General features: G+C 62.2%; 11 protein-coding genes. 6 read left to right on the top strand and 5 right to left on the bottom strand.

Features of this window, described 5'->3' with window-relative positions:
- The first annotated feature begins 44 nt into the window (after positions 1-44).
- From ftsZ to B5F88_RS08570, 3 genes are all read left to right on the top strand, one after another.
- Positions 45-1178: a cell division protein FtsZ gene (gene ftsZ, locus B5F88_RS08580; RefSeq protein ID WP_087344353.1), complete on the top strand. Its 1134-nt coding sequence runs from the start codon at positions 45-47 to the stop codon at positions 1176-1178.
- 332 nt (positions 1179-1510) lie between these two features.
- A complete protein-coding gene (locus B5F88_RS08575) occupies positions 1511-2437 on the top strand; it encodes a magnesium transporter CorA family protein (RefSeq protein ID WP_191396571.1) in 927 nt (308 codons plus the stop codon).
- 150 nt (positions 2438-2587) lie between these two features.
- Complete coding sequence (locus B5F88_RS08570) at positions 2588-3952, top strand: citrate/2-methylcitrate synthase (RefSeq protein ID WP_087344350.1); 1365 nt, start codon at positions 2588-2590, stop codon at positions 3950-3952.
- Positions 3953-3996: 44 nt separating this feature from the next.
- Here the strand turns inward: B5F88_RS08570 and B5F88_RS08565 are convergent, their stop codons facing one another.
- Both B5F88_RS08565 and B5F88_RS08560 read right to left on the bottom strand, forming a co-directional pair.
- Positions 3997-5598 carry a hypothetical protein gene (locus tag B5F88_RS08565; protein WP_140402078.1) on the bottom strand — a complete coding sequence of 534 codons (1602 nt, stop codon included), beginning with the start codon at positions 5596-5598 and terminating at the stop codon, positions 3997-3999.
- Positions 5591-6076 carry an RNA polymerase sigma factor gene (locus B5F88_RS08560; protein ID WP_087344345.1) on the bottom strand — a complete coding sequence of 162 codons (486 nt, stop codon included), beginning with the start codon at positions 6074-6076 and terminating at the stop codon, positions 5591-5593. The genes B5F88_RS08565 and B5F88_RS08560 overlap by 8 nt, the downstream gene beginning before the upstream one ends.
- Before the next feature lie 137 nt (positions 6077-6213).
- Here B5F88_RS08560 and B5F88_RS08555 point away from each other — a divergent pair, with 137 nt between their 5' ends.
- Together B5F88_RS08555 and B5F88_RS08550 are read left to right on the top strand one after the other, a co-directional pair.
- On the top strand, positions 6214-6573 hold the full coding sequence (locus B5F88_RS08555) for a helix-turn-helix domain-containing protein (protein ID WP_087344343.1): 360 nt from the start codon (positions 6214-6216) through the stop codon (positions 6571-6573).
- 89 nt (positions 6574-6662) lie between these two features.
- Positions 6663-7166, top strand: coding sequence for a YbhB/YbcL family Raf kinase inhibitor-like protein (locus B5F88_RS08550; protein WP_087344340.1), 504 nt, complete (start codon positions 6663-6665; stop codon positions 7164-7166).
- 11 nt (positions 7167-7177) lie between these two features.
- On the opposite strand, the gene B5F88_RS08545 is transcribed toward B5F88_RS08550, so the two are convergent.
- Together B5F88_RS08545 and gdhA are read right to left on the bottom strand one after the other, a co-directional pair.
- Positions 7178-8758, bottom strand: a complete 1581-nt coding sequence (locus B5F88_RS08545) for an FAD-dependent protein (protein WP_087344337.1) — start codon at positions 8756-8758, stop codon at positions 7178-7180.
- A gap of 434 nt (positions 8759-9192) precedes the next feature.
- Positions 9193-10548: an NADP-specific glutamate dehydrogenase gene (gene gdhA / locus B5F88_RS08540; RefSeq protein ID WP_087344332.1), complete on the bottom strand. Its 1356-nt coding sequence runs from the start codon at positions 10546-10548 to the stop codon at positions 9193-9195.
- A 283-nt stretch (positions 10549-10831) separates the two neighbouring features.
- Here gdhA and B5F88_RS08535 point away from each other — a divergent pair, with 283 nt between their 5' ends.
- Complete coding sequence (locus B5F88_RS08535; protein ID WP_087344329.1) at positions 10832-11428, top strand: cytidylate kinase-like family protein; 597 nt, start codon at positions 10832-10834, stop codon at positions 11426-11428.
- Positions 11429-11489: 61 nt separating this feature from the next.
- Here B5F88_RS08535 and alaS read toward each other — a convergent pair whose 3' ends face one another.
- Complete coding sequence (alaS, locus tag B5F88_RS08530) at positions 11490-14159, bottom strand: alanine--tRNA ligase (RefSeq protein WP_087344326.1); 2670 nt, start codon at positions 14157-14159, stop codon at positions 11490-11492.
- Between the last annotated feature and the right edge of the window lie 4 nt (positions 14160-14163).

Here is a 14163-nt window from a genome sequence, read left to right as displayed (position 1 = left end):
AATAGAGAGATAATACGAATTCGTTTTACATAGGAGGAACAATTATGGCGTTTGGGCTGGATACCGGTCCCGATACCGTCGTTACCATCAAGGTCATCGGCGTTGGTGGGGGCGGCAACAACGTGGTCAACCGGATGGTCAAGACCGGGACCAAGGGTGTGGATTTTATCGCGGTGAATACGGACAAGCAGGCGCTTGATGTGTCCAGCGCTACTGTAAAGATTCAGATCGGCGAGAAGCTTACCGGCGGTCAGGGCGCGGGCAGCGACCCGGAGGTGGGGCGCAAGTCTGCCGAGGAGAGCCGCAGCGCCATTTCCAAGGCGCTGGAGGAGACCGATATGGTGTTTATTACCGCCGGCATGGGGGGCGGCACCGGTACCGGCGCGGCCCCTATTGTGGCGGATATCGCCAAGGAAATGGGTATCCTGACGGTGGGCGTGGTCACCAAGCCCTTCAACTTTGAGGGCCGCCGGCGGATGATGCAGGCGGAAAAGGGCATTGAGGAGCTGCGCACCCGGGTGGACAGCCTGGTTATCATCCCCAATGAGCGGCTGAAGCTGGCCACTGACCAGAAGATCACCTTCGCCAACGCCTTCGAGATCGCCGACGACGTGCTGCGCCAGGCGGTGCAGTCCATCTCCGACCTCATCAAGAACACCGGCCTTATCAACCTGGACTTTGCCGATGTCACCGCCGTGATGCAGAACGCCGGCATGGCCCACATGGGCGTGGGCCGGGCCGCCGGCAAGAACCGGGCGGAGGAGGCGGCCAAGATGGCCATTTCCAGCCCTCTGCTGGAGACCTCCATCAACGGGGCCAAGGGCGTGCTGGTCAACGTCACCGGCTCCACCGAGATCGGCCTGGACGAGGTGGACGTGGCCGCCAACATGGTGCAGGAGGCCGCCCATCCCGACGCGCTCATCATCTTCGGCGCCACCTTCGACGACACCCTGGAGGACGAGGTGCGGGTCACCGTCATTGCCACCGGCTTTGAGGAGCGGGAGGACAATATTCCCAACAATCTGTTCTCCAACGCCGGGGAGAAGGAGAAGAAGAACCGGGAGCAGCAGGCGGGACAGGAGCAGAGCGAGCAGAAGAAGGAGCCCGCCGCTGCCGCCCCCTCTGCGGACGACCCCTTTGAGGATATCTTCAAGATCTTCAACCGGGGCGGCCGCTGAGCAGCCGAGCAATCCGGAGCCGCCGTGGGGCCCATGGCCCCGCGGCGGCTTGCCTGAACGAGAGAGCCTTGCAATCCCGAAAGAAAAGGCATATAATGAACCTGACAACACATGATAAGGGAGTGATATGCGCCGTGAGCGGTGACTCTCTGAGTCGAGCATACAGTGTACCAAACGCGGCGCGCAGGCTCCCCGTCTGACCGGCAAGGCCGGCGGACCCGCACGCCTGGACGCCGCGTGCCCTGGCGGGGAGACCCGCGGGGGCGGCTAGAAACAGGCTGCGGGGATTTTTTTGCCCTTTTGGCCCCCGCGCCCAGAAAGGCGTGAGCGGAATGCTTTCCATCTACAAGACCATCAATGGAAAAATGACCCGGCTGGATTCCGTCCAGGACGGCTGCTGGGTGAACCTGACCTACCCCAGCGAGGACGAGCTGAACACGGTGGCGGTGACCCTGGGGGTGGAGCCCACCTTCCTCCGGGCCGCCCTGGACGAGGAGGAGACCTCCCGCATCGACACCGAGGACGGCCAGACCCTCATTATCATCGACGTGCCCTCGGTGGAGAAGGACGACGCGGTGGTGTACTCCACCCTCCCTCTGGGCATCATCGTCACCCAGAAGCACATCATTACCGTCTGTCTGAAGGAGACCTCCATTCTCAAGGACTTTCAGGACGGCCTGGTGCGCAATGCCGAGACCCAGAAGCGCACCAGCTTTATCCTGTATATGCTCCTCCAGGTGGCCAAGCGCTTTCTGCAGTACCTGAAGCAGATTGACAAGATCTACAACTATATGGAGCGGCAGCTGTACAAATCCCAGCGGAACAAGGAGCTCATCCAGCTGCTGGACCTGGAGAAGTCACTGGTCTACTTCAACACCTCCCTGAAGGCCAATGAGGTCACCCTGGAGAAGATCCTCCGGGGCCGCATCATTACCCTTTATGAGGAGGACCACGACCTGCTGGAGGACGTGCTCATTGAGGTGCGCCAGGCCATTGAGATGGCCAATATCTACTCCTCCATCATTTCGGGTATGATGGATGCCTTTGCCAGCGTGATCTCCAACAACCTGAACGTGATCATGAAGGTGCTGACCTCCATCACGATCCTGCTTACCATACCCAATATCATCTTCGGCTTCTACGGCATGAACATCACCACCGGCCTGCCCCTGGACCAGTTCTGGTGGATTCCCCTGGCGGTGGCGGCGGTGGCCATCGTGATCGCCGGCATCCTGCTGAAGCGGAAGGACCTGTTCTGAATCAAAACGGCGGAGGGAGCTCCGCCGTTTTTTGCAAGAAAGGTTGCGTTTTGATTCATAAAATGGTAACATTTTTATGATATCCTTCTTATCAGAAATGTCACAGCCCGCAGGGGGCTGTGTTGGCACGGACGAGAATGGAGGTTTTCTATGGCGAGCAATCCGAACTACTGCGACATCACCCCCGAGATCGAGGCGCTGGCGGCCCAGGCGCTGCGCAACAGCAGCATTGATCCGGACGACTTTGTAAAGTACGACGTAAAGCGGGGCCTGCGGGACCTGAATGGCAAGGGCGTGCTGGCGGGCCTCACCGAGGTCTCCGACATCGTGGCCAAGAAGATTGTGGACGGGGAGGAGCTGCCCTGCGACGGCAAGCTCTACTACCGCGGGGTCGATGTGGAGCAGTTGGTGGAGGGCGCGCTGAAGGAGGGCCGGTTCGGCTTTGAGGAGACCGCGTATCTGCTGCTGCTGGGCCATCTGCCCAACCAGGAGGAGCTGGAGAGCTTTACCAGGCAGCTGTCCTACTACCGGTCCCTGCCCAATAACTTTGTGCGGGACGTGATCCTGAAGGCCCCCAGCCACGACATTATGAACTCCCTGGCCCGCAGCGTGCTCAATCTGGCCTCCTATGACGACCGGGCGGACGATATCTCCCTGCCCAACGTCATGCGCCAGTGCGTGCAGCTTATCTCCCTGTTTCCCATGCTCAGTGTCTACGGCTATCAGGCCTGGAACTACAAGAGCGGCAGCAGCCTGTATATCCACGCCCCCCGGCCGGAGCTGTCGGCGGCGGAGAACATCCTCACGCTGCTGCGGGCGGACTCCACCTACTCCTTCTGGGAGGCCCATGTGCTGGACATCTGTCTGACCCTCCACGCTGAGCACGGCGGCGGCAATAACTCCACCTTCACCACCCATGTGGTTACCTCCTCCGGTACCGATACCTACTCCTGCATGGCGGCCGCCCTGGCCTCCCTGAAGGGTCCCAAGCACGGCGGCGCCAACATCAAGGTGGTGCGCATGTTTGAGGACATGAAGGAGCAGGTGAAGGACTGGAAGGACGAGGACGAGGTGCGCCGCTACCTCCAGGATCTGCTGGACAAGAAGGCCTTTGACAAGGCCGGTCTCATTTACGGCATGGGCCATGCGGTGTATTCCCTGTCCGACCCCCGCGCCAACCTGCTCCACTCCTTTGTGGAGAAGCTGTCCCGGGAGAAGGGCCGCAACGAGGAATACGAGCTCTACTCCATGGTGGAGCGGCTGGGGCCCGAGGTCATCGCCGGGGAGCGGAAGATGTACAAGGGCGTGTCCGCCAACGTGGACTTTTACTCCGGCTTCGTGTACCACATGCTGGACCTGCCCCTGGAGCTGTATACCCCCATCTTCGCGATGGCCCGTATCGCCGGTTGGTCCGCCCACCGCATTGAGGAGCTCATCAACATGGGCAAGATCATCCGCCCGGCCTATAAATATGTAGGCACCCACGCCGATTATGTGCCCATGCAGCAGCGCTGAACCAAGAAAAATGTGCCGCCCCGGCCGGGGCGGCACATTTTTTGCTATTCCGTGATGCGGCGTACCTCCAGATAGTAGTGCTCGTGGGCCGGGTCCAGGGTGACGGTATTCACCCCGTTTTCCAGGTCGAAGCCGAAGTTCTGCCGGACAATTTCGATGAGTCCCCGGTCCTCCAGGGTGGCGGTCTGCCCGGTGCAGGTCAGGTTGGAGCCCAGCTGCGTCACCAGGTCGTAGCCGTATACGCCCCGATTTTTGGTGTCGGCGCAGGCGTAGTCAAAACTGGCCTCTTTGGTGAAGCTGGCCTCCACCGTGACGCTCTCCCCGGCGGGAATGGTGACCTGGGCCTCCAGCCAGCACACCCGGTCCAGCCCCTCCTCAATGTTTTCCAGCCAGCCGGAGTCGTACCGCTCCGCCGTGTGATCAGACAGCACCCCGTAGGAGAGCAGCTGCTCCAGAAAGGCCCGGTAGACCTGCTCAAAGGTCAGCCCCGTGGGCGTGTGCCCCTCCATCTCAAGGAGGTCCAGGTGCTGGGGCAGGATTTCCCGCAGCGCCGCGTCCAGGTTGGTCTCGTACCGCTCCACCGTGGCTCCGCAGCCGTCCAGAGGCACGGCCTCCTCGTCCAGACGGCCCGTGGCAAAACCCTGGAGGGTCAGGTCCTGGATGTCCTCCCCAACGGCAATGAGGTAGTAGGCTTTCGTGCCGCAGTCCCTGTCGCCCGGCTGGGGGATGGAGAAGTCCTGCAGCATGATCCCGCCCTCAGGGTCGAAAGACGCGCCGTGGAAGCCGTAGGTGAGAATTTTGGTCTTGCTGTAGTCCAGATGGAAGGTGGCCCGTAGGGAGGGATTGGTGATCCCCGCCTCTTCGTCCTTGGGCGGGCTGTAGGGGTTGGTCAGCCTGTAGACGGTAACCGGCACGCCGGTCACGTCCGGACCGGGCCCCAGGGCGTTTTTCAGGTAGCTGCCGTCCGCCAGCAGGGCCTGGTAGTCCTCCCAGCCATCGGCGTAGTTCAGGTTGACGCTGCCGTCGGGATCGCCGCCAATGGTACCGGCCCAGGCCCCTTCAAAGGAGCCGGAGTAGGTGCCGATGCGCAGCTCCGTCTGCAGCTCCCTGCCGTTCAGGGTGAGAACAGGCCGCAGGCGGTCTGTCTCATACAGCCCGGAGACAAAGGGGTACAAAACCGTCACCGCCTGGTCCTCTCCGGAGGAATTGGTCAGGGTGTAGGAATCGGTCACCAGAATGTCGGAGGAGCGGCTCCAGTAGCCCCCCTCCTCCCGGTACTCCGACTCCACCCAAACCGGCTCCCAGGGGGAAAAGTCCAATGTGGTGTTCCGCTCCGCCGTGATGCTGTCGTTTTCCTCCCCCAGGGTCAGGGGGAAGATGGGGCCGGCGTAGGACATGAAGGTGGAGGCCTCGTCGTGACCACCGCCGCCGCTTCCGGAGCTGCCTCCGATCCGCAGCAGGGGGATGGTTCCGTTCAGCACCCCCACTCCAAGGAACACCACCGCCAGAGCGGCGCACACCCCCATCCAGGGCCTCAGCCGCCGCCGGGGCCGCTTCACCTCCCCGGCCAGAGCCGTGAGCCGGCTGCGCAGCTCCGGGGAGGCGTGGAGATCCTCCACTTGGACCATGTAATCCAATCTATTCATGCTCAAAGCCTCCGATCATCCGCTCCCGGAGGGCCTGCCGTCCCCGGGCCAGCCAGGACAGCACGGTGTTCCGCTTGGCCCCCAGAATCTCCCCGATCTCCTTGGCGGTGTAGCCCTCAAAGTAGTGCAGGTAGATGGCGTTGCGGTAGGGCTCCGGCAGAGCCCGCACCTCGTCCAGCACCGAGCCGTCCGTCCCCGGCGGGGCGGGGAACTGGGGCGGCAGGGGTACCTCCTCTGACCGCTTGGCCCGGTGTAGGTTTCTGCACTTGTTGATGGCCACCCGCAGCAGCCACGCCTTCAGGTGCTCACCGTCGGCAAAGGCCTTGCCGCTGCGCAGCAGGGCCTCAAAGACCTCCTGGGTCACATCCTCCGCGTCCTCTATGGTGGGGGCGTTGTGACAGGCCGCCCGGTAAACCGTATCCAGATAGTGTTCCATCCCGTAGGAGAAGGGGGCGTCCCCCCGGAGCTGCATGGCCATGGCGCTCTCTCCTTTCCAATCATAACACACCTGAACAGGGCGGATGATTGCATGGAAAAGAAAAAATCCCCCGCGTGCCCTCGACGGCGACCCAGCCCTGTGATATACTGGCCCCAGCAAAATGGGGAGGGGATATGATGAAATTACGAGAGACTTTTACCTGCCCGCTGGAGCTGACCCACGATATGCTCAAGGGCAAGTGGAAGCCCATCATTCTCTGGCGGCTGCGGCTGGGCAAGACCACTCTGGCCCAGCTGGAGCGGGACATCGACGGGATCACCCAAAAGATGCTGCTGGAGCACCTGAAGGAGCTGGCCGCCTTCGGCTTTGTGGACAAGGAGGTGTCCGGTGGTTATCCCCTCAAGACCAGCTATTTTCTCACCCGGCCCCAGGGGGAACGGGTGCTGGCCGCCCTCACCATCATGCAGGAGATCGGCATCGACTACATGAAGGAGCATGGCATGGAGGAGCCCTTGCGGGAGCGAGGGTTACTGTAGGGGGCATACCCACGAAAAAGTGGGTAATTTACGTGGAGGGAAAATCTTGCTATGATGACCGGGCAGATCATCAAAGGAGGATGTTTCCAATGAGAGTAACCAGTCATGGTATTGTAGACGGCGTGATCCACGACCGCTATGGAAAACACGGCCAGCAGCACAATGAAAACGGCGTACCCACCTGTTCCCTCCCCCTGGAGATCCACGACGCCCCCCAGGGTACCAAGAGTTTCGCCCTTTTTCTGGAGGACAAGGACGCCTGTCCGGTGAGCGGGGGCTTTGCCTGGGTCCACTGGGTGGCGGCCAATATCACCAGCACCAAGGTGGAGGAGGATGCCAGCCAGAACAACCCTGACTTTGTTCAGGGCCTGAACAGTTGGGTGAGCATCCAGGGCGGCCGGCAGGACCCCGCTCTGTGCGCATGCTACGGGGGTATGGCCCCGCCCAATGAGCCCCATACCTATGAGCTACACGTCTACGCTCTGGACACCCTTCTGGAGCTGAAGGACGGGTTCTGGTTCCACGAGATGTTCCGCCAGATGGAGGGACACGTTTTGGAGCAGGCCACCCTCAAAGGGACCTACCGCAACTGAGCCAGGGTCCTCTACTGGCTGGCTACCGCCTCGGCCACCCGGATGCCATCCACAGCGGCGGAGGTGATCCCGCCGGCATATCCGGCTCCTTCGCCGCAGGGATAGAGCCCAGTGATTACAGATTGGAAATTTTCTCTGCGGATAATACGGAGTGGAGAGGAGGAGCGGGTTTCCACCCCGGTCAGCAGGCTGTCGGGGGCGGCAAAGCCCCGGAGCTTTTGGTCAAACACCGGCAGCGCACCCCGGAGGGTGTCGGCGACGTAGCCGGGCAGGCAGCGGTCCAGCTCGGTGGGGATCACGCCGGGGCGGTACGTGGGCTCCACTGAACCCAGCCGCACAGAGGGCCGCCCTGCAAGGAAATCGCCCACGGTCTGGGCGGGGGCCAGATAGCCGCCGCCTCCCAGCCGGAAAGCGGCCTCCTCCCAATGCCGCTGGAAGGCCACCCCCGCCAGAGGGTGGTCCGAGCCGAAGTCGGCGGGGTTGACCCCTACCAGAAATCCGCCGTTGATGTTTTTCCCGTCCCTGGCCCGGCGGCTCATGCCGTTGGTTACCAGCCGCCCCTCCTCCGAGGCGGCGGCCACCACCTCTCCGCCGGGGCAGACGCAGAAGGTGAAGGCGGAGCGGCCGTTGGGAAGATGGCAGGACAGCTTGTAGTCAGCGGCGGGCAGTTTTTCCCAGGCCGGGCCGAACTGGGCCAGAGAGACCGCGCTCTGGGGATGCTCAATGCGGACCCCGATGGCAAAGGCCTTCTGTTCCATGGGTACTCCCGCCTCATGGAGCATCTGGAAGGTGTCCCGGGCGGAGTGGCCGGGGGAGAGCACCAGGGCGTCGCAGGGCAGCTGGTAGGCGCCCTGAGGGCCCTCCACCGTCAACCCGGCCACTGCGCCGTCCCGGAGGGTCAGCCCCGACAGCTTGTGGCCGAAGCGCACATCACACCCCAGCCGGAGCAGCTCCAGCCGGATGTTTTTTACCACGTCCCGCAGCACGTCGGTGCCGATGTGGGGCTTGTGCTGGTACAGAATGTCTGCCGGAGCTCCCGCCGCCACCAGCTCCCGGAACACAGTGGCGATCCGGGGGTCGTGGGTGCCGGTGTTCAGTTTGCCGTCGGAGAAGGTGCCTGCGCCTCCCTCGCCGAACTGCACGTTGGAGGCGGGGTCCAGCTGGCCGGTGGACCAGAAGCGCTCCACGTCAACGGTGCGCTCCTCCACCGGGCGGCCCCGCTCCAGTACGATGGGGGCCAGTCCGTTCCGGGCCAGAAAGAGGGCGGCAAACAGGCCTGCCGGGCCCATTCCTACCACCACTGGCGGCAGGGGGGAGCTCCGCCGCACCGGGGGAAAGGCGTAGGGGATGTCCTGGTGCAGGCTGACCCGCCTGTCCCGGCACCGGGCCAGGACCTTCTCCTCGTCGGTTACAGCGACGTCCACCGTACAGACATAGTGGACGTCGCTTTTTTTACGGGCGTCGATGGACTGCCGGGCCAGGGTGAGGCCGGTGATGGCCTCCGGTCTGAGGTCCAGGATCCGGGCGGCCTTCTTTTTCAGCTGGGGAATGCCGCCGTCCAGGGAAAGGGCAATATTTTGAATTCGAAGCATACAGTCACCTCAAATAAATGCTTGTCAACAGACATTATGATACAGGAAAGCAGAAGAAAGCACAAGCGGAAAGGCGGCAGAAGACGAAGAGATGCGCCGAATTCTAAGGACAGACGCAAAGGAGGGACGCGGCAATGCCACGTCCCTCCTCGATAAGCTGGTTTGTCATTTTGGCGTCTGCTTAGTAGGAGACACCCTGCCAGATCATGGCGTCGGCCAGCCCCAACATGCAGGGCATGTTGGGGATCCCAAAAATTTAATCTGCTCGGGCGGAGTGAATCCGCCCGGCATCAAGGTTTTGCCTTTGGCAAAACGCTTGTACGGCGCTTGCGCGCCGCCCCATCTGCGATGGGGCCCCGGTGGCCGACCCAAAGGAGGGACGCGGCAATGCCACGTCCCTCCTCGATAAGCTGGTTTGTCGTTTTGGCGTCTGCTTAGTAGGAGACACCCTGCCAGATCATGGCGTCGGCCACCTTCATGAAGCCGGCAATGTTGGCGCCCGCCACAAAGTTGCCGGGCATACCGTACTCCTCGGCAGCCTTGGCGGCATTGTGGTAGATGTTGGTCATGATGCCGTGGAGCTTCTGGTCCACCTCTTCAAAGCTCCAGCTCAGGCGCATAGAGTTCTGGCTCATCTCCAGGCCAGAGGTGGCCACGCCGCCGGCGTTGGCCGCCTTGGCGGGCCCAAACAGCACGCCGTGCTCCTGGAAATAGGCAACAGCCTCGGGGGTGGAGGGCATATTGGCGCCCTCGGCCACGGCGAAGCAGCCGTGCTCCACCAGAGCCTTGGCGCCCTCCAGGGGCAGCTCGTTCTGGGTGGCGCAGGGCAGGGCAATGCCGCAGGGGACAGTCCAGATGCCCTGGCAGCCCTCATAATACTTGGCGGTGGGCACATAGTCCAGGTAGGTCTTGATCCGGGCCCGCTTGACCTCCTTGATCTCCTGGATCACCTTGTAGTCGATGCCGTTTTCGTCCACGATGTAGCCGTTGGAGTCGCTCATGGCAATGACTTTGCCGCCCAGCTGCGTGGCCTTCTGGTTGGCGTAGATGGCCACGTTGCCGGAGCCGGAGATCACCACGCTCTGGCCCTGGAAGGACTTTCCGGCAGCTCTGAGCATCTCGTCGGTGAAGTAGCACAGGCCGTAGCCGGTGGCCTCGGTGCGCACCAGGGAGCCGCCGTAGGTCAGGCCCTTGCCGGTGAGCACGCCGCTGAACTCGTTGCGGATACGCTTATACTGGCCGAACAGATAGCCGATCTCACGGGCGCCCACGCCGATGTCGCCGGCGGGCACGTCGGTATCCGGGCCGATGTGGCGCTGCAGCTCGGTCATGAAGGACTGGCAGAAGCGCATGACCTCGTTGCTGCTCTTGCCCTTGGGGTCGAAGTCAGAGCCGCCCTTGCCGCCGCCCATGGGCAGGCCGGTGAGGGAGTTCTTGAACACCTGCTCAAAGCCCAGGAACTTGATGATGGACAGGTTGACGGAGGGATGGAACCGCAGGCCGCCCTTGGAGGGGCCGATAGCGGTGGAGAACTGCACGCGGTAACCCCGGTTTACCTGAACCTGGCCCTTATCGTCCACCCAGGATACCCGGAACAGCAGGCTGCGCTCGGGCTCCACCATGCGGTCCATGATGCCCATTTTGGCCAGCTCGGGCTTCTGATTGAACACGGGCTGGAGGGACTCCAGCACCTCGCCCACGGCCTGAAGGAACTCGGGCTCATGGGAATTCTTCTTGCAGACGCCGTCGTAAATACCCTGGAGATAAGAATTGCTGATCGTAAATGCCATATTGCCAAACCCCTTTGTGTGGCGGCCTTACAGACCTGCCGAATTTTCCGGCATAAACCGGGAGAATGCGCTCACTTTTTCACGATGAAGTTATTATAATGCAGCCAATCTGAAAATGCAAGAGAAAAATATAAAATTGCAGATTTGACGAAAAAAGGCCGAACAGTTTGGAGGGAAGTGCACCAATTTTACAGAAGAGTTGCAAATGAGAGGGGAAAAGAAAATCCCCTTTGACGGAAGGGTGAAAATGCACTATACTAAAGGCAGAACAGGAGGTGTCCGTATGAAGCACATTGTTATTACCATCGGCCGGGAATATGGTTCCGGCGGGCGTTTGATCGCCAAGCAGCTGTCGGAGGAGATGGGCATCACCTTCTACGACAAGCAGCTCATCACCGAGGTAGCGAAAAAGACCGGCTTCTCGGAGAATTTTATCCGGGATACGGAGCATCAGCGGCCCACCAACAGCTTTTTGTATGATCTGTACACCACGGTAGCCACCCCCTCCGTCCCCGACCAGGTGTTTATCGCCCAGGCCAAGGTGATTAAGGAGGCGGCGGCCCGGGAGTCCTGCGTGATTGTGGGCCGTTGCGCCGACTATATCCTTCGGGAGGAGCCCCATGTGCTGAAGGTCTTTGTCAACGCCCCCATTGACCAGCGCATCAGGCGGGCCAGGGAGGAGTATGGCGTGACCGAGCCTAATCTGGAGTGCTATGTGATCCGGCAGGACAAGGCCCGTGCGTCCTACTATAACTACTTTGCCACCGGGCGGTGGGGCCAGAGCCGGGAGTATGACCTGTGCGTCAACAGCCGCATCGGCATCAATGCGGCGGTCAAGGTGATCCGGGCGGCGGCCCAGGCCATGCTGGACGAGGAATAAGAAAAAAGTAAGTGCCCGCGGAACCAGGTTCCGCGGGCACTTATTTGTATTATTTGTTGTCTTACACGCCCAGTTTTTCGGCCACGTAGTTGTCCACCTGGGCCAGAGCGTCGTCCAGCTTGAGCAGATCGGAGCCGCCGCCCATGGCGGAGTCCGGCTTGCCGCCGCCCTTGCCGCCGCAGCAGCAGCACACCTGCTTCACCAGGTCGCCGGCCTTGATGCCCTTGGCCACGGCCTCCTTGCCGCACACGGCCAGGAAGGTGATCTTGCCGTCGTTGACGGCGGAGAGCACCGCCACCACGTTGGGCTGCTTATCCCGCAGCATATCGCCCATCTGGCGCAGCTTGGCAGCGTCGGCCTGGGGCATGGTAGCGGTGAGCACCTTCAGCTCGCCCACGGCGTGGCCGCCCATGAGGAACCGGTCGGTCTCCCCGGCGGCCTCCTTGGCCTTGAACTTCTCCACCATGTGGCGCAGCTCCCGCAGCTCGGCGATGGTCTGCTCCGCCTTCTCCCGCAGCTCGCTGGGCTTGGTCTTGAGCACGGCGGCCGTCTCAAACAGCTTCTGCTGGTTCTGGTTCATGATCTTCAGGGACTGAGCGCCGGTGGTGGCCTCGATCCGGCGCACGCCGGAGGCCACGGAGAACTCGCTCTCGATGTGGAACACGCCCACCTTGGCGGTGTTGTCCAGGTGAGTACCGCCGCAGAACTCCACGGAGTAGCCCTCGCCCATGTCCACCACCCGGACGGTGTCGCCGTACTTCTCGCCAAACAGGGCGATGGCGCCCCGCTTCTTGGCCTCCTCGATGGGCAGCACGTCGGTGTGGATGTCGTAGCCCTCCAGCACGGCCTCATTGACCATGGCGGACACCTGACCCAGCTCCTCGGCGGTCATGGCGGAGAAGTGGGTGAAGTCGAAGCGCAGCCGGTCCTCCTCCACCAGGGAGCCGGCCTGGTGGACGTGGTCACCCAGCACGGTGCGCAGGGCCTTGTCCAGCAGGTGGGTGGCGGAGTGGGCCCGCATGATGGCCTTCCGGCGGGACACGTCGATGGCGGCGGTGACGGTGCCGCCCAGCTTCAGAACGCCGCCGGTCAGCTTGCCGTAGTGCATATACTTGCCGCCCTTGTTCTTCTGCACGTCGGTGACCTGGAACTGGGCATCCCCGGCGGTGATCACGCCGTGGTCGGCCACCTGGCCGCCCATCTCGGCGTAGAAGGGGGTCTTATCCAGCACCACGATACCCTCCACGCCGGGCATCAGCTCCTCGGCCTGCTCGTTTTCCACCACCAGAGCCACGATCTTGGCATTGTCAATGGTGGTGTTGGCATAGCCCACGAACTCGGTCTCGGGTACGTCCTTGCCGAACTCCACGCCGGCCCAGCCCAGGTCGCCCAGGGCCTCCCGGGCCTTCCGGGCCCGCTCCTTCTGCTCCTGCATCAGCTGCTGGAAGGCCTTCTGGTCCACTGTCATGCCCTGCTCCTCCACCATCTCGATGGTCAGGTCGATGGGGAAGCCGTAGGTGTCGTACAGCTTGAAGGCGTCGGCGCCGGAGAACACCTTTTCGCCCTTTTCCTTGTGGCCGGCCAGCATGTCGTCAAAAATCCTCATGCCGCCGTCGATGGTCTTGGAGAAGTTCTCCTCCTCGGTGCGGATGACCTTGGTGATATAGTCCTGCCGCTCCCGCAGCTCGGGGTAGTGGCCCTCGTTTTCGTGAATGACGGTGTCGCACACCTCGTAGAGGAAGGGCTCGTTGACCCCCAGCAGCTTGCCGTGGCGGGCGGCCCGACGGAGCAGGCGGCGGAGCACATAGCCCCGGCCCTCGTTGGAGGGGAGCACGCCGTCGCAGATCATGAAGGTGGCGGAGCGGATGTGGTCGGTGATCACCCGCAGGGACACGTCCTTGGCGGCGGTCTCGCCGTAGTGGGCGTGGGTGATCTCGCTCACCTTGTTGGTGATGTTCATGACGGTGTCCACGTCAAACAGGGAGGCCACGTCCTGGCACACGCAGGCCAGACGCTCCAGGCCCATGCCGGTGTCGATGTTCTTCTGCTTGAGCTCGGTGTAGTGGCCCTCGCCGTCGTTGTCGAACTGGGAGAACACGATGTTCCACACCTCGATATAGCGGTCGCAGTCGCAGCCCACGGTGCAGTCGGGCTTGCCGCAGCCCCACTGCTCGCCCCGGTCATAGTAGATCTCGGAGCAGGGGCCGCAGGGGCCGGAGCCGTGCTCCCAGAAATTGTCCTCCTTGCCGAACTTGAAGATCCGGTCGGCGGGAATGCCGATTTCCTCGTTCCAGATCCGGAAGGCCTCGTCATCGGCGGGGGTGGTCTCGTTGCCGGCGAACACGGAGGGGTAGAGGCGGTTGGGGTCCAGGCCCACCCACTCGGGGGAGGTCAGAAACTCCCAGGCCCAGTGAATGGCCTCCTTCTTGAAGTAGTCGCCGAAGGAGAAGTTGCCCAGCATCTCAAAGTAGGTGCCGTGGCGGGCGGTGTGGCCGATGTTCTCAATGTCGCCGGTGCGGATGCACTTCTGGCAGGTGGTCACCCGATGACGGGGGGGCTCCTGCTCGCCGGTAAAGAAGGGCTTCATGGGGGCCATGCCGCTGTTGATGAGCAGCAGGGAGGCGTCGTTCTGGGGAATCAGGGAAAAACTGGGCAGGCGCAGGTGTTCCTTGGTCTCAAAGAAGGACAGGAACATCTCCCGCAGTTCGTTCAGACCGAATTTCTTGGGCATAAAC

This window comes from Flavonifractor sp. An306, assembly GCF_002159455.1.
In the GTDB taxonomy this organism is placed as follows: Bacteria; Bacillota; Clostridia; order Oscillospirales; family Oscillospiraceae; genus Flavonifractor.
The sequence above is the reverse complement of the archived record's forward strand: the minus strand, read 5'-3'. Positions and strand labels throughout refer to the sequence as shown.

Excerpts from the sequence above, each read along its gene's own strand:
- ftsZ (WP_087344353.1), top strand. The coding sequence starts at position 45 with ATGGCGTTTGGGCTGGATACCGGTCCCGATACCGTCGTTACCATCAAG.
- B5F88_RS08545 (WP_087344337.1), bottom strand. The coding sequence starts at position 8,758 with ATGCTTCGAATTCAAAATATTGCCCTTTCCCTGGACGGCGGCATTCCC.
- B5F88_RS08575 (WP_191396571.1), top strand. The coding sequence starts at position 1,511 with ATGCTTTCCATCTACAAGACCATCAATGGAAAAATGACCCGGCTGGAT.
- B5F88_RS08565 (WP_140402078.1), bottom strand. The coding sequence starts at position 5,598 with ATGAATAGATTGGATTACATGGTCCAAGTGGAGGATCTCCACGCCTCC.
- B5F88_RS08560 (WP_087344345.1), bottom strand. The coding sequence starts at position 6,076 with ATGGCCATGCAGCTCCGGGGGGACGCCCCCTTCTCCTACGGGATGGAA.
- B5F88_RS08555 (WP_087344343.1), top strand. The coding sequence starts at position 6,214 with ATGAAATTACGAGAGACTTTTACCTGCCCGCTGGAGCTGACCCACGAT.
- B5F88_RS08535 (WP_087344329.1), top strand. The coding sequence starts at position 10,832 with ATGAAGCACATTGTTATTACCATCGGCCGGGAATATGGTTCCGGCGGG.
- alaS (WP_087344326.1), bottom strand. The coding sequence starts at position 14,159 with ATGCCCAAGAAATTCGGTCTGAACGAACTGCGGGAGATGTTCCTGTCC.
- B5F88_RS08570 (WP_087344350.1), top strand. The coding sequence starts at position 2,588 with ATGGCGAGCAATCCGAACTACTGCGACATCACCCCCGAGATCGAGGCG.
- gdhA (WP_087344332.1), bottom strand. The coding sequence starts at position 10,548 with ATGGCATTTACGATCAGCAATTCTTATCTCCAGGGTATTTACGACGGC.
- B5F88_RS08550 (WP_087344340.1), top strand. The coding sequence starts at position 6,663 with ATGAGAGTAACCAGTCATGGTATTGTAGACGGCGTGATCCACGACCGC.